The organism is Hoyosella altamirensis, from assembly GCF_014191505.1.
Classification (GTDB): Bacteria; Actinomycetota; Actinomycetes; order Mycobacteriales; family Mycobacteriaceae; genus Hoyosella; species Hoyosella altamirensis.
The window spans coordinates 1-15,161 of record NZ_JACHWS010000002.1; the positions used below are offsets into that span (position 1 = coordinate 1).

A 15,161-nucleotide genomic window follows, 5' to 3' on the forward strand; every position below is an offset into this window, starting at 1 on the left:
TTCGGACGCGGCGGACAGCGCGGCGAGTATCGGCACCGCAGTCACCGACGCGCAGGACGCCGCGACTTTGGCCGGCCAGCATAAGGACGCAGCGGAAACCGCTCGGACTGGTGCGGAAACCGCGCAAGCAGCTGCGGAGCAAGCAGCGCAGGACGCGCAGGAAGCCGCGAATGTGGGGCCAGCAACGGACACCACAGCGGGTATCGTCCGGCTGCCGGGTAACGCGCCTGGCGTGCTGGGCGGCACCTCCAACAACCCCACCGTGACGGGGTGGGATGACAAAGCGGACGCCGATCACGATCACAGTGCAGATGACATTTGGGACGCTACCACCGTTGGTATTGATGTGTTGCGGGCATCGAACCAGCAGGCTGCCCGGGATGTGATCGGTGCGGGCACCTCGAACTTGCAGCTTGGGTCGAGTGGTTCGACCGCTGCTCCGGGTGATCACACGCACGGGCCGGGTGAGATCACGGGTGTGACCCCAACGGGTCAATCCCTAATGGAGGCTGCTGATGGTGCGGCGGCTCGGTCGGCGATCGGTGCGGGCACGTCAAGCCTTGAGCTTGGATCCGGCGCGAACAACGCTGCACCTGGTAATCACACGCACGTCGCCGCGCAAATTGATGACGCGACGACCGTGGGCAAGAACGTTCTTACCGCGGCGGACATGCAAACCGCACGTGATTCGATCGGTCTCAGCAATGTTGACAACACCAGTGATGCGGAAAAACCGGTGTCGACGGCGGTGGCGTACGAGTTCAATCAGGTCGCTAACGCTCTTGCGGACAAGGTGGATTCCGGTGATGTGGATGAGATGCAGCTGGTAGCGAACGAGGCAGCGGCTCTCTCTGCTGGTACTGGTGTGTTCGCGTTCTGGACGGAGTGAGCATGGGTATCGCGTTCAACGGGCAGAAACTAGCGGGGGCCGCATTCAACGGCGCAAAGGTCGCGGGCATCGCCCACAACGGGCAAGTGATCTGGACGTCAAGCCAAGCAGTCGCCATGGGCATGGACCTCGCTACGTATCAAACCCCACCTAGCCAGTCACCCCCAGACTGGACGACACTGACAGACTGGGTGGCATCCGCAGGGTTCCCTGAAACGGTCATCACGAGTGGCGCACTGATGCTCCCCGCTGGCACCTATGACCTCGACCTGTACCTTCACCTCAACAACCCGGTTGCCAGCACATACAGGGTGCGACTGATTGATAGTGACGACAACCAGCTGGTCTACAGCGAGAGCGGCTCCCACATCTCGATCATCACGTCCGGGCTCGTGGTTCCGGCTGGTGGCATCCGGTTCCAGGTGTCCAACTCGGCGGGTACAACGTCGCGTCGCGGTATCACGACCAACACGTATTGCAGGCTAGTTCCTTCGTCCTGATCGGCATTGAGAGAAACGACCAACTGCCCCTCACCTTTTTACCGGGTGAGGGGCAGCATTCGTCGTCTCAAGGGTCTAGTAGCCGCGTGAGTGGCAGATCTGTGGATGCACGTAGCCTTCAGCACAGCCCTCGTCGATCTCGTCATCGCTGAGGCCCTCGGGTGAGTAGATGCGCTCCCGGCCCGACGGCTCATGAATCTCGCTGCCAGCCGTCGTCGGCGTGGATTCCCGATCTCCTGCTGGTATCTCGAACGAGAACGGGTGACCGTCCCGGTTCCCGGGCCACTGGATCAATAGATTGTCACCCGGCTGAATCTTGTGGTCCTGAAGTAGCACCCAGCCCTTGTGCCGGTCACCGGGCCGAAGTTCGGACGATGTGAACCCCGGGAAATCATCACACGTCGACGAGATTGTGATGTCATCGGTGACATACCCATCTGGATCCTGTGCCCGGAACCATCCAGGGTGCCCGAATGACACCGGCACGGATGTTTCCACGACACGCACATCAAATTCCACCGCGATGTACGGACCCGGCTCTCGAACCTCCTCATATGTGGGCGGACCGTAGTACTCACACAGCGGAGCCGTATCAACATCAGTGATGGTGATCGTCGCACTGCCCAGCCCACGGTGGTTAGACCCACCCATCTCGAACGGATCATTCAACGTGACGTTGACGTCATCAGCGGGCTGAATCTCCGCGTATTCAGGATCGCCAGCCGCGTCCGCTGTCGTCGGTGATGGCATGTTGGCTGGTTCGCCTTCGGGGCCGTCGGGGCAGCGCCACTGCATCAACACATCCATGATCTCTTGCGCCTGGCTTTCGCTGATCTCCTCTTCAGCTGCGAACTCGGCCGCTGTCGGTTCGGGCACGTCGAACTCTGCAGCCATCGCGAACGCGCCACACACCCACCCTGCCAGTTCGTCAGCTTCTTCGGGAGTGATGGGTTCCCCTGAAATTTGTTCGAGCCGGTCTGCGAGTTCCTCGCGTGTCTCAGGTTCGCTGCTGCCACACGCAGCGAGCAGGAGAGGTAATACGGCTAGGCTCGCGAGAGATTTGAATGCGCGCAACGCTGAAGGTTCCTCTCCGGGGCTTTACGGGACGTGGATGTAATCCTTACCTGATCTTGATTAGGCCGGGTAGCCCCAGAACTAGGGGCACAGACTAAGCGGCTGACCCGATCGGTCCGGAACCTTTGTAACGGAATGGATCGAGACGACCGATCGCTTCATGCCGAGGCTTATCAGGCACCATCGTGTACAACTGTGTCGATGCGATCGACGAATGCCGCATGAGTTCTTGCACAGTACGGATATCAGCACCCTCCAGCAGCAGGGTGGTGCCGAACCAGTGGCGAAGCGAGTGCGGTGTGCCTGGCACCCCGGCGCGCTGCATCACCCGACCGATCATTTGAGACATGGACTTGCCCAGCATGTGTTCTCCCGGCCTGACACTGTTCGCGGGAAACCACCAACCCCTCGATGGCATCTGATGTGCGATATCCACCAGCAGCGGATGCATCGCCACAGACTGCTGCTTCCCACGCTTACCCAGCACTCGCATACGCGGCCCGGACAAGTCGACGTCCTCCCCCTTGATCCGCGCAATCTCACTCACCCTCAACCCGGCGAGACAAGCGATGAGGATGGCGAACCTAGTGCGCTTATGCATCCGTGTGGTGATCAGCTTCGCCAAATGAATGTCCGACACGGGTCGGGGTTCGCGTTCCGGTAGCCGTGGCGTGCCGACTTTCACCATCGGGTCGTCCTCACGGAGGCCTTGCGCTTGCAGCCACTTGAACCAGCGCCGAAGATAGCTGTGATACGTGCACATGGTGGAGTCAGACCATTCGCTGTGCGAGGCTAGCCAGCGAACGATTTGTATGGGCGTGACCTTCGCGGGGTCGGTTCCGGTTTCGATACCGAGTTGGGTGATGACCCTGACACGCTCGGTGATGGTGAGTTCTGAGAGTCGTGAGGCATGCTGCCAGACTTGCCAATCGTCAACGTGCATGAAGTTTGTCATGTCACAGATCGTGATCGAATCACTCTGCTGTAATTCACGTTTCCGTTGCTGCCGTGACCGCCCAGTGGCCGGAACGTGATTCATGCTGCCCGAAGCGGAGCAAGATCGTAAAAGGGAGACGGTTTAATGGAAACCATTTCTCTTCTAATCCGCAGGTCCTCGGTTCGAGCCCGAGAGGGGGCACCACTATCCCCGCCCAGAACGCTGGGCGGGGATTTTTGTGTCTCAGCGAATTCTGCGCGACTATCGTCGTTAGGGTCCGGGTTGTCTCGACGAAAGGATGTGCCATGGCTCTGCTTGAATGCACGTTCGGGGACACACCGATTTCATGACCACTCAGCTTTCCGATGCTCCATCCGCGCTGGCTCAACAGCTGCGGATCGGGCCGCTCGAACTTGGCAGTCCGGTGGTACTCGCACCGATGGCTGGTATCACCAACGTTGCGTTCCGCACTCTGTGTCGCGAGATCGAAACCGCGAAAATGGGCAGCACCGCCGGACTTTATGTCTGCGAGATGGTGACCGCCCGCGCGCTCGTCGAGCGAAATGCGGCAACCATGCATATGACCACCTTCGGCCCGACGGAAACCCCGCGTTCGCTGCAGCTCTACACCGTCGACCCTAAGTACACCTACGAAGCCGCGCGGATGATCGCCGACGAGAACCTCGCCGATCACATCGACATGAACTTCGGATGCCCAGTGCCGAAAGTTACCCGCAAAGGCGGCGGCGCAGCGCTCCCGTACAAGCGGAATCTGTTCGGCCAGATTGTCGCCGCAGCCGTCCGCGCTACGTCTGGGACTGAGATTCCAGTGACCGTGAAGTTCCGGATAGGAATAGACGAAGACCACCACACCCACCTCGATGCGGGGCATATCGCGGCAGGGGAAGGCGCTGCTGCTGTCGCCCTGCATGCCCGGACGGCTGCCCAGCGGTACTCGGGGACTGCGGACTGGGGTGAGATCGCGCGGCTGAAAGATCACGTCACTGACGTTCCCGTTCTCGGCAACGGCGATATTTTCAGCGCTGCAGACGCAGTTCGCATGATGGCGGAGACGCAGTGCGACGGCGTGGTAGTTGGACGGGGGTGCCTGGGACGTCCATGGCTATTCGCTGAATTGAGCGCAGCGCTCAACGATCAGCCGTTGCCTGATCCGCCCAATTTGGGTGAAGTGGCGAAAATCATGCATCGGCACGCTCAGCTTCTCGTTGATCACCACGGCGAATTCAAGGGACTCCGCGAAATCCGTAAGCACATCGCGTGGTACTTGAGGGGCTTTCCCGCGGGTTCAGACTTGCGCTCCGCGCTTGCTCTTGTGACCACGCTCGAAGAGCTGAAATCGCTGCTCATACAGCTCGATGCGACCGCGCCGTTCCCCGCCGCGGCAGAAGGACCACGGGGCAGGCAGGGGTCTCCAGCACGCGTGGTTCTGCCGCACGGCTGGCTCGATGACCCATTTGATTGCACGGTGCCCGACGGTGCAGATGCGATGCACTCGGGCGGCTAACCGATTCACATAACAACAATTACGCCTCAATAGCACCAAAGCGGACGCGCTAGGAGACCCGTGTCCTAGCCTCGAATTCGGGTGTCTGCCGAAGTTCATGTTTAGTCTGGTTAACGGAAAACCATGTAAGGCCGTGCGGCGCCTGCCGCGGCGTGCCATTGCGACAGTCACAACCCGAGGATGAACGAGTGAGCGAACGCGACGACCACGGTCCCGCCGGTCCCACCGGCCCGGAGCCGCGATCACGCGCCGTCCCCCAGTTCGTGGGGGTAGCGGAAAGCCCGGCGCCCGTCCGCCACCGGCATCCGAAAACACTAATCGTTGCGCGCATCCTCATCACGTTCGTATCTCTGGCTGCCCTCGTCCTTACCGGCACCGTCTGGGGCTACGTCCGCAGCACTGACGCGTCCCTCAACATCGTCGATGCGCTGGACCGTAACTCCGGTGATGTCCGCAGCCCGGACGACCAATTCGGCGACGAGACCTTCCTTGTGGTGGGAGTGGATAACCGGGCTGGTCAGAACGCTCAGATCGGCGGGACGGGGTGGCAGCACGAAGGCTCACGGTCCGACACGATCATGCTGGTGAACATCCCGGAGGACCGGCACCGTGTCGTCATCGCGTCATTCCCGCGTGACCTCAACATCACCCGGCCAGCCTGCGACAGGTGGGACAACGACACCGCGACCTACACCGACGAACGAGTCGAATCGGAAGACAACGTCAAACTGAACAGCGCCTACTACGAGGGCGGGCCCAAGTGCTTGATCCGGACGATCCAGAAGATCACAGGCATGAATATCACGCGCTTCGTCGGCATCGACTTCGCTGGGTTCGAGTCCATGGTGGACACCCTTGGCGGTGTTGAAGTGTGCACCACCGAGCCCATGTGGGATGACGAACTCGGCTGGATCCTTCCTGAGGCCGGCCCTCAGACCGTCAACGGCAGCACAGCACTGGATTATGTGCGAGCCCGGCGTGTACCCACCGAGGGCACGAATGACTACGGCCGGATCAAACGCCAGCAGCTGCTGCTGTCGTCCGTACTCCGAGAAGCCCTGTCAAACAAGGTGCTCTTCGAGCCCGGCAGGCTGGGCGGTTTTATCGATGCGTTTACCCAGCACACGTTCGTCGAGAATGTCGACACCCAATCGCTGCTGACTCTGGCGCGCTCCATGCAGGGCGTGGATGCCGGTCAGGTGACGTTCGTGACGATCCCCACCGCCGGGCCGAACGAGTTCATGAATGAGGTGCCGCGCGAAGATGACATCGACGCCATCTTCGATGCGATCATTTACGACTGGCCGCTGCCCGGCGAATCCGCCCCCGAACCCGATGACGAGGCAGACGACGACCTTAGTGATCAAGCGGTCCGCCCCGCCCAGAATGGAGACGGTGGCGACCGAGTAGCCAGCGAGTCCGAGGCGGTCTCCCCCGCACTCGTGACCATCCGCGTGGCCAACGGCGCAACGACCTTCGGTCTTGCCAGCAACACCGCGAGCGTCCTCGCTGGTTACGGCTTTCAGATCTACAGCGTGGGCGACCACTCGCGGGTCGTCGATCAGACTGTGATTCGGTACTCCCGCGGCAACGAGGCCGAAGCGGCCACGCTGGCGTCAGCGTTCCCCGGAGCGTTACTACAGCGCGTCACCGGTCTTGGCAACATTGTCGAACTCGTCCTGGGCACCGACTACGACGCCAATGTCACCGCACCAGCCACGCCGGGAACGCCGCTGCCGATCTCGAGTTCTGGCAGCGTTCAGCCGCAACGTGATTTGCCCGAGGATCTCTCGGTGACGAACGCCGGAGACACGTCGTGCGCTTAGTATTCGCGGTATTCACGTGTCGTTCAGCGGCAGATCGTGCCCCTGGGCGTTTTACGCCGTAACCTTAGAGGTTATGCGGGCTGCTTACACAGAAAAGATCGCGGATCTCGCGACATCCCTGGCCACCATGTGCCGGATGGCCGAAGAAGCGATGGGGCAGGCTACCCAGGCGCTGCTGCAGGCTGATCTGCCAATCGCCGAGAAAGTCATATCTGATCACGACGAACTCGACACGCTCCGCGCGTCGTGCGAGGAAAAGGCATTCGCGCTTCTCGCGTTGCAGGCACCGGTGGCGGGTGACCTGCGATCTGTGGTTGCGGGGATCCAGGCCGTCAACGACCTCGACCGTATGGGACGCCTCGCGCTGCACGTCGCGAAGATCACTCGTCGGCGCCACCCGAAACAGGCTCTGCCGGAGGAAGTGAAAGCGTACTTCGCCGAGATGGGCCGAGTGGCTGTGCACCTCGGCAAGGGGGCTGCGGAAGTCCTCGAGACCCATGATGCGGCGATGGCGCAGGATCTGCTCGACGAGGACGATGCGATGGACGATCTCCACAAGCACCTGTTCAACGTGCTGATGGACAGGGAGTGGAAGCACGGCGTCGCGGCAGCAGTGGATGTGACGCTGCTCGGCCGCTACTACGAACGGTTCGCCGACCATGCCGTCGAGGTTGCGCGCAAAGTGATCTACCTCGTCACTGGGCGCTTCCCCGAAGACGTCGTCGCGTAGTCACCTGCGCGGCCTTAGGGTGACTGACTAGCCGAAGCGGCCGGAGATGTAGTCTTCGGTCGCTTTCTTCGTTGGGTTCGAGAAGATCTTGGTCGTGTCGTCAATCTCGATGAGCTGACCAGGACGCCCCTGCGTTTCGAGGTTGAAGAACGCAGTGCGATCACTGACGCGCGCTGCCTGCTGCATGTTATGCGTCACGATAATGATCGTGAAGTCCTTCTTCAGCTCAGTGATGAGGTCTTCAATCGCGAGCGTCGAGATCGGGTCGAGCGCGGAGCACGGCTCATCCATTAACAGAACTTCCGGCTCAACGGCGGTAGCACGGGCGATGCACAGACGCTGCTGCTGCCCGCCCGAGAGGCTGCCACCTGGCTTGTCGAGCCGGTTTTTCACCTCGTCCCAAAGGTTGGCGCCGCGCAGTGCCTTCTCCGCGATCTCGTCGAGCTTCTTCCGGTTACGTTCACCCTGCAGTTTCAGGCCCGCAATGACGTTGTCCCTGATAGACATTGTCGGAAACGGGTTCGGCCGCTGGAAGACCATACCGATCGTGCGACGCACACCGACCGGGTCAATGCTGCTGTCGTAGATGTCCTGACCGTCAAGAAGTACAGCGCCATCAACCCGGGCACCAGGTGTCACTTCGTGCATCCGGTTCAGGGACCGCAATACCGTCGACTTGCCACAGCCGGACGGCCCGATGAAGGCGGTGACGCTCTTGGGTGCAACCGACAGCGTCACGTCGGAGACGGCATGGAACTTGCCGTAATAGATGTTCAGATCTTTGAGGTCTACACGCTTTGCCATGATGAGCTCCGTTACTTCTTCTTCGCGCCGGTGTAGCGGCTGATCAGGTTCGCGACAATGTTGAGCAGCGCGATGATGAGGACGAGGGTGAGGGCTGCGCCCCAGAGGCGGTCCCGGCCCGGGCCGGAGGGGTTATTCAGTTCGGCGATCATCATGCCGGGCAGCGAGCCCATCTCGCCCTCAAGCATGTTGTAGTTGATGTAGGTCGCGTAACCCACCAGGATCAGCAGTGGCGCGGCCTCACCGATGACGCGGGCCACGGCAAGCATCAAGCCCGTGATGATGCCTGGCAGTGCAGTGGGGATGACGATACGGACGATCGTCTTCCATTTCGGGACACCCAGGGCGTATGCCGCTTCGCGGAGGTCCATCGGCACAATCCGCAACATCTCTTCACCCGACCGCACCACAATTGGGAGCATCAGGAGTAACAGTGCGAGCGCCACCGCGAAACCTGACTTGCTGAATCCGAAAGTCGTGATCCAGAGGGCGTAGATGAAGAGCGCGGCGACGATCGATGGCACACCGCTGAGGATGTCCACCATGAAAGTCGTGACCCTGCCAAGCCGTGAGCCGTCCGCGTACTCGACCAGGTAGATCGACACCATCAATCCGATGGGAATGGCGAACAAAGCGGCGACAGCACCCTGCATGAGAGTGCCAACCATCGCGTGATACGCCCCGCCGCCCTCAAAGAACGGCAGCACACCACGCATCGAGCGCGTGAACCAGTCGTCCGACGTCAGAGCTGTCAGGCCGCGTGAGAAGACCGTGTACAGCACCCAGATGAGCGGAACCATCGCGACGATGAACGAACCGAACACCAGCACCGTGGCAAGATTGTTCACCGTTTTGCGCCGCGTACTGAGGCTCGGGAAAACTTGTGGCGGTTTGACCGGGCGGTCCAGTGCTGTCGTCATGATCAATGCACCCCCTTGCCCGCGACGATCGCGCGAGCTACCGCGTTAACCGCGAATGTCAGGACGAAAAGCACCAGGCCTGCCGCAATGTAAGCACCCGCCTGAAGTTCATTGTTGATTTCCGCGTAGCCAGACGCGATCTTCGACGCGATGGTCTGTCCCCCCTCGAAGAGGGACCACCTGAAGTCCGACGACGCGGTCGCCAGGACGATGTAAATCGCCATGGTCTCACCGAGTGCGCGCCCCAGCCCCAGCATCGAGCCGCTGACATAACCAGATTTGCCGAACGGGATGACGGTCGTCCGAACCACTTCCCACTTTGTCGCACCGAGCGCCAGCGCCGCCTCGACCTGAGCGGTGGGAGTCTGAGTGAAAACCTCACGAGTGATAGCGGTGATGATCGGCAAAATCATGACGGCGAGCACAATGCCCGCGGTGAAGATCGTGAATCCGGCCTCCACGAGTCCCTCATTCTCCGCGCTGAAGAGGAAGAACCACCCGAAGTTCTCGTGCAAGAAAGCCGCTACCGGCTGCAATGCGGGCGCAAGGACGAGCAAACCCCAAAGTCCGTACACCACCGACGGCACTGCGGCGAGAAGATCAACCAGATAGCCGAGGCCTTTTTTCGTCTGTTTCGGCGCGTATTGAGTGATGAAAATGGCGATACCGAGCGCGACGGGCATGGCAAGGAACAAAGCGAAAGCCGAGACAAAGACTGTTACCAGGAAAAGGTCGAGAACACCGAAGGCCAGTGAGTCGGGAGTAAATGTCCGCCACTCCCGGCTGGTCAGGAAGTTGACCTCATTGCGAGTCAACGCCGGCATTGCCCGCCACAGCAGGAAGACACCAATCGCTGCGATGACCGCGGTGACGAAGAGTGCCGCGCCGCGCGCAAGTCCGGCAAAAATTGCATCGCCGGGGCGGGCCGCGCGCCCACGGTTCAGCCGTGTCGTTACCGGATCTTCGGGCAATTTAGCGTTCACATTCATCCGATCGCGTCAATCGATTCCATGAGGCTGGTCCTGAATGCCTCTGGCAGCGGGACGTACCCCATGCCGTCGATACCGACTTGGCCCTCATTCGCGGCGACGGTCAGGAATGACTTCAGCGCAGCGGTCGTCTCCGCGTCATAACCGTCCGAACACACGATCTCGTACGTGGCGAGAACCAGTGGGTAGGCGCCGGGTTCCGTTGCGCCATACACCGAGTTGAGGTCGAGCGTCATATCCCCGTCGCCGGTACTGGCGAATTCGGCTTGTTCGATGGCGCGGGCGGCGGTTTCGATACTCAGTGGCACCGGGCCTGAGCCGTTGTCGATCTGCGCTGCGGGAAGCCCATTTTGCTCGATATAGGCCTTCTCGACGTAGCTGATGGCGCCGTTCGTTGAGGCGACCGCTTGCGCGACACCTTCATTACCCCGGAAGCCGTTGCCCACTCCACCTGCGAAGTCAGAGCCCGCGCCGGACGTCCAGACGCCCGCGCTGGCCGTTTCGAGATACAGCTGGAAATTGTCTGTGGTTCCCGAAGAATCGGAACGGTGAATCACGGTGATGCCGCGGTCAGGAAGCCGAGCACCTTCATTGAGAGCGGCGATTTCCGGATCGTTCCAGTTCCTGATTTCCCCGTTGAAGATCTTCGCTATTGTCGGGCCATCCAGGACGAGGTCGTCAACACCGGCAAGGTTGTATGCGAGCCCAACCGGCCCGAAAACAAGTGGCAAGTTCCAGACGTCATTGCCCTTGCAGCGCTGCTGCGCCTGGAGCAGCTGCTCCCCGACAATGGGTGAGTCTGTGCCGCCGAAGTCCGTATAACCCGAGGTAAATTGCACACGCCCGTCGCCCGAGCCGCTTGAGGTGTACGCGATGTTCTTGCCGGGGCATGATTCGCCATATCGAACGTTAAAGGCGAGCATTGCGTTCGCTTGCGCGGAGGAACCGGTCGCGGACAGGTTAGGCTTCCCCTCGCAACTGGCCAGGGTGTCGGCACTGCCCGGGCCCACCTCTTCGGTGATACAGGCCGTCAGCGCAAGGGAACTTGCTGCTGCAAGCCCCACAAAAGTTGCGCCCCGCTTGAAGTTCACCTATTTCCTCCACCATGTGAACGATTGATTACACAGCGATCAACGCTATGCAGTGTCCGCAAGTAGGGTCCACCGCAAAGGTGAACGGAAAGTGAACAAATATGACGTAATTACCGGCCTGCACCAAAAACGCAGGTCAGTTACGCCATGATGTACACCACATCGGTGAAATAACGGGAAAATCCGAGATTTTCGTACGTGCGCAGCGCGGCGGGGTTATCGGCCTCGACATACAGCAGAACCGTGGCGAGACCGCGGTCGCGCAGATAGTGCAATCCCTTCAGCGTGAGCAGCCTCCCCAGCCCCTTGCCGTGCACCTCGGGGTCGACGCCAACGATGTAAACCTCGCCTAGGGCAGGCACCGGCGGGTCAGCCGGATGCGTCTTGGTCCAGTGGAAGCCGAGGAGCGTATGCGGCGCTGCGGCGCTGAACGCGAGGAACAGCCCCTCTGGGTCGAACCACGCCAGTTCTTTCCGGCTGTCGATGTCCGTCTGCGTCCAGCCGCCCTGCTCGGGGTGCCAGTGGAACGCCGCGTTGTTGACGCGCACAATTTCAGCGTCATCCCGCGGCCCCGCATACGTTCGGACCACAATTCCGTCACGAGGGTCGACGTCCGGGAGGGGGGACTCGGCGCCGAGTTCGCGCCGCATTTGAAGCAACTCCCTAGCGCGTGTCATACCCGCAGCCGCGGCAAGCGCAGCCGCAGCCGGGAGATCGCCATGCGCCCAGACCTGCGCGCCCCTCGTCGCCGCTTCATCGATAAGGGTGCGGCCAACACCCTGCCGCCGCCGCGCGGGGTCAACAACAAGTTCGACGTTCGGGGAGCCGTTCTCGATACGGATCGTCGCTACCCCGGCAGGCACTCCCCCGGTTGTCGCCACGACGTGCTCAGCCGGAATCTTGCCCGCGAGGCCGCGAAGCCCCTGCTCCGATATCGGGTCAGTCCCGTCAGCGGCCCGCGCTGCCGCGATGAGCAGGGACACGGAATCACTGACGTCATCAGGCAGCGCACCCTCGAAGCGCGTCACCCCGATGTCAGCTGCGGCATCGCCTGTCACGACGCACCCGTCACCGTGTCATCGACGTCGTCATCGCCGAGATCATTGTTTTCGTCGTCTCTCGGCTTGCCGGAACGGCTCGGCCGGACCGCTTTGTACCCGACGTTACGCACAGTGCCAATCAGCGCTTCATGCTCGGCACCGAGCTTGGCGCGCAAACGCCGAACGTGAACGTCCACGGTCCGGGTACCACCGAAGAAGTCGTAACCCCACACTTCCTGCAGCAACTGTGCACGCGTGAAGACTCGGCCGGCATGCTGAACCAGGTATTTCAGCAGCTCGAACTCTTTGTACGTGAGGTCAAGGGGCTTACCGCGCAGGCGGGCGGTGTACGTCCCTTCATCGATGAGGAGCTCACCCAGCGTGACTGTGCCCGCGTCATCGTCCTCGGTCTGCACCGTCGTGCGCCCGACAAGCAGCCGCAGCCGTGCGTCAAGTTCTGCTGGCCCCGTTCCCGGCAAGAGAATGTCATCAATTCCCCAGTCGGGGCTCACCGCCACGAGTCCACCTTCAGTGAGCACTGCGACCACTGGAACCGCAGCACCCGTATTGGCGAGAATCCGGCACAAGCCGCGCGCAGACGCGAGATCGGTACGCGCATCCACCACGGCAACGTCGGCTCCCGCCGCGTCCAGCAACGAGGACACATCAGCCGGAGCTGGCCGCACGTTGTGCGGCAAAAGGGCTAGTGAGGGCAGAACAGATTCAGGGTTCGGGTCGGCCGTTAGCAAGAGGAGCTCCACACCGCCCCCTTTCCGTTTTTCCGCAGTCGGACACTGCTGCCTGAAGAACTCGAGCGCCCGCCAATGCACGCCTAAGCTCGCGCGAACTCAGTAAGAGTATCGCGTCACTCTTACCGTCCGGACATTCCACCGCCGGGTGTCAGTAACAATAAGGGTGTGCGGAAGCTGATCATTGGGTCCCTGGGAGTCGTCGTGGTGCTGGTTCTTGCCGAACTCGGAACCGCCGCGTATACCGAACACCGAATCTCCCGGGCACTGCGCGCAAGCGCGGAGTTAAGTGCTGACCCGGACGTGGTCATCCACGGCTTTCCGTTCTTGCTTCAGGCGGCGCGCGGTGAATTCCATGGAATCGAGATTCGAGCCGACCGTGTCGAGACCGACATCGCAGGCAGAGTGACAATCGAAGCGAATCTCGAGGACGTCACGCTCGAGCCAGAAGCCTGGTACGTCCGCCGCACGGACGCTCTTCACGCCCGCGAACTCGAGGGCAGAATCGTCATGCACCAGATCGAACTCGGCGAATTCTTCGATATCCCGGACCTGCGCATAACCCCACTGCCCACTGGCGTCATTGACGCATTCGGAACCGCGACCCCGACAACCATCGCGCGTTTCCGCCCAGTACTGCTGACCGCGTCGTTCCCAGACCTCGGGATAACCGAGGCAGTGAATGTCGAGGCGCGGCTCCGGCTCGCTGGCACTCAACTGCACATTGACCCGCTCCGCTACTACACGGGACGCGACGGCTCCTGGGAAAATCCGGTTCCTGAGGAATTACATGAGGAAGTCCTGCGTTCTTTTTCGATAACGATTGATGTCCAGGAAGTCCCTTTCGGGCTTGCACCCGCTGTGGCATTTCCGCAGGGCGGCAGGCTCGTAGTCGAAGGATCAGGTGAGAACGTGTCACTCGAGCTACTTAAGCGAAACGCCTTCGGTGAGGGCGGCGGCCAGTGAGTGGCCTCCTCATCCTGAGCAGCGCGACGGCGATCGCGACCGCCGTTGGCATTTGGTGGCAGCGGCGCAATGGCGCTGTACTCGCCGCGCCCGCACCGGCTGTCGGCGCCGATGCTCCTGCTGGACCAGCAACCACCGAACTCCTCGAAGCGGGCCTGTCGGCGGATGGACCTACCGTCGTGCATTTCACCGCCGATTGGTGCGGACCGTGCGCGGCTGTCCGCAGAGTCATTTCGACGACGCTTCCCGAGTTTCCGCACGTCACTCACATCGAACTTGATATCGACGACTATCCGCAGCTGACCAGGACTCTTGGGGTCCGTTCACTGCCCACCACACTGGTCTATGACGCGGCGATGCAGCAGCGGTACCGGATCCCCGGTGTGCCCACGGCGTCCGCTCTCCGCGAGGCACTCATCCCAGTCTCTGGACATAAAAGCTGACAAATCGAGATGACGGAGTACCCTAGCTAGCGTGTTAGCCAACCATGAGCTGCTGCTCACCCGTCGCCGCGCAGTTGATCTGTGCCGCCTCGGAGGTTGTTGCTGTCCCTGTTGCTGATCAGGAACAGCCCCGGTTAATCGCACGCCGCTGTTCCCTGCCGATCCCCTTCTACGGACCCGCCTCGCGGGTCGGGTTCGATAACAGGAGCAGAAAGAATGTCTACCCCCCTCACACCTCAGAACGTTGATGTCCGCGGTCCGCGTTTCGCGGCGTGGATCACGTCAGCCGTTCTCGCACTCACATTGGTCACCGGCTGGTGGGTACTACTCGCGATCCAGGCAATAGTTTTTGCCCTCGGAGCCGCACTAGGCCCCCGGCGCAGCCCCTACGGCATGCTCTTCGCCAACGTAGTAGCACCGCGCATTGGCCCAGTTCGTGAGCGCGAACCAGCGGCACCAGTGCGTTTCGCCCAACTGGTCGGTCTCCTCTTCGCTGTCGCCGCCCTTGTCGGCTACATCAGCGGCGCGGTACTTGCTGGCCAGATCTTCACCGGGCTGGCATTCATCGCCGCATTCCTCAACGCCGCGTTCGGCATCTGCCTCGGTTGCCAGATGTATCCGCTTGTGGCACAGCTACGCTCAGGCAGTCGCAGCTCCGCTGCATGACGTTTCTCGTTA

At 61.3% G+C, this 15,161-nt stretch carries 17 protein-coding genes; 9 read left to right on the top strand and 8 right to left on the bottom strand.

The features are described from left to right. A partial coding sequence (locus tag FHU29_RS08700; protein WP_183377518.1) for a hypothetical protein occupies positions 1–889 on the top strand: 889 nt, incomplete at its 5' end. Between the two features lie 2 nt (positions 890–891). Then, on the top strand, positions 892–1,389 hold the full coding sequence (locus tag FHU29_RS08705) for a hypothetical protein (protein ID WP_183377519.1): 498 nt from the start codon (positions 892–894) through the stop codon (positions 1,387–1,389). A 75-nt stretch (positions 1,390–1,464) separates the two neighbouring features. Here the strand turns inward: FHU29_RS08705 and FHU29_RS08710 are convergent, their stop codons facing one another. Beyond that, complete coding sequence (locus FHU29_RS08710) at positions 1,465–2,463, bottom strand: hypothetical protein (RefSeq protein WP_183377520.1); 999 nt, start codon at positions 2,461–2,463, stop codon at positions 1,465–1,467. Between the two features lie 94 nt (positions 2,464–2,557). Beyond that, positions 2,558–3,418, bottom strand: coding sequence for a tyrosine-type recombinase/integrase (locus FHU29_RS08715; protein WP_064442694.1), 861 nt, complete (start codon positions 3,416–3,418; stop codon positions 2,558–2,560). Between the two features lie 328 nt (positions 3,419–3,746). Between FHU29_RS08715 and dusB the strand changes: the two genes are divergently transcribed. From dusB to phoU, 3 genes are all read left to right on the top strand, one after another. Further along, positions 3,747–4,925 (top strand): tRNA dihydrouridine synthase DusB, encoded by a 1,179-nt coding sequence (gene dusB / locus FHU29_RS08720; RefSeq protein ID WP_064441242.1) that lies wholly within the window; start codon positions 3,747–3,749, stop codon positions 4,923–4,925. Positions 4,926–5,113: 188 nt separating this feature from the next. Then, complete coding sequence (locus FHU29_RS08725) at positions 5,114–6,751, top strand: LCP family protein (RefSeq protein ID WP_064441113.1); 1,638 nt, start codon at positions 5,114–5,116, stop codon at positions 6,749–6,751. 73 nt (positions 6,752–6,824) lie between these two features. After that, positions 6,825–7,481, top strand: coding sequence for a phosphate signaling complex protein PhoU (gene phoU / locus FHU29_RS08730; protein WP_013805556.1), 657 nt, complete (start codon positions 6,825–6,827; stop codon positions 7,479–7,481). Positions 7,482–7,508: 27 nt separating this feature from the next. On the opposite strand, the gene pstB is transcribed toward phoU, so the two are convergent. The 6 genes from pstB to FHU29_RS08760 form a co-directional block, all read right to left on the bottom strand. Next, the gene (gene pstB, locus FHU29_RS08735) at positions 7,509–8,285 is read right to left on the bottom strand and encodes a phosphate ABC transporter ATP-binding protein PstB (RefSeq protein WP_013805555.1); all 777 of its coding nucleotides are present in this window, start codon (positions 8,283–8,285) and stop codon (positions 7,509–7,511) included. A gap of 11 nt (positions 8,286–8,296) precedes the next feature. Then, positions 8,297–9,205, bottom strand: coding sequence for a phosphate ABC transporter permease PstA (gene pstA, locus FHU29_RS08740; protein WP_064441114.1), 909 nt, complete (start codon positions 9,203–9,205; stop codon positions 8,297–8,299). A gap of 2 nt (positions 9,206–9,207) precedes the next feature. Next, positions 9,208–10,194, bottom strand: a complete 987-nt coding sequence (pstC, locus tag FHU29_RS08745; RefSeq protein ID WP_157095231.1) for a phosphate ABC transporter permease subunit PstC — start codon at positions 10,192–10,194, stop codon at positions 9,208–9,210. Continuing rightward, complete coding sequence (gene pstS, locus FHU29_RS08750) at positions 10,191–11,285, bottom strand: phosphate ABC transporter substrate-binding protein PstS (RefSeq protein WP_064441115.1); 1,095 nt, start codon at positions 11,283–11,285, stop codon at positions 10,191–10,193. Before pstS ends, pstC begins: the two co-directional genes overlap by 4 nt. 140 nt (positions 11,286–11,425) lie before the next feature. Then, a complete protein-coding gene (gene mshD / locus FHU29_RS08755; RefSeq protein WP_083962399.1) occupies positions 11,426–12,343 on the bottom strand; it encodes a mycothiol synthase in 918 nt (305 codons plus the stop codon). Then, positions 12,340–13,086, bottom strand: coding sequence for a winged helix-turn-helix transcriptional regulator (locus tag FHU29_RS08760; protein WP_013805550.1), 747 nt, complete (start codon positions 13,084–13,086; stop codon positions 12,340–12,342). Before FHU29_RS08760 ends, mshD begins: the two co-directional genes overlap by 4 nt. Positions 13,087–13,242: 156 nt before the next feature. On the opposite strand from FHU29_RS08760, the gene FHU29_RS08765 reads away from it, so the two are divergent. From FHU29_RS08765 to FHU29_RS08775, 4 genes are all read left to right on the top strand, one after another. Continuing rightward, the gene (locus FHU29_RS08765; RefSeq protein ID WP_183377521.1) at positions 13,243–14,040 is read left to right on the top strand and encodes an LmeA family phospholipid-binding protein; all 798 of its coding nucleotides are present in this window, start codon (positions 13,243–13,245) and stop codon (positions 14,038–14,040) included. Further along, positions 14,037–14,483, top strand: coding sequence for a thioredoxin family protein (locus FHU29_RS08770; RefSeq protein WP_064441117.1), 447 nt, complete (start codon positions 14,037–14,039; stop codon positions 14,481–14,483). Before FHU29_RS08765 ends, FHU29_RS08770 begins: the two co-directional genes overlap by 4 nt. Before the next feature lie 31 nt (positions 14,484–14,514). Continuing rightward, positions 14,515–14,601, top strand: coding sequence for a putative leader peptide (locus FHU29_RS23850; protein ID WP_369689863.1), 87 nt, complete (start codon positions 14,515–14,517; stop codon positions 14,599–14,601). Between the two features lie 98 nt (positions 14,602–14,699). After that, on the top strand, positions 14,700–15,149 hold the full coding sequence (locus FHU29_RS08775; RefSeq protein WP_064441118.1) for a DUF4395 domain-containing protein: 450 nt from the start codon (positions 14,700–14,702) through the stop codon (positions 15,147–15,149). Positions 15,150–15,161 lie beyond the last annotated feature (12 nt).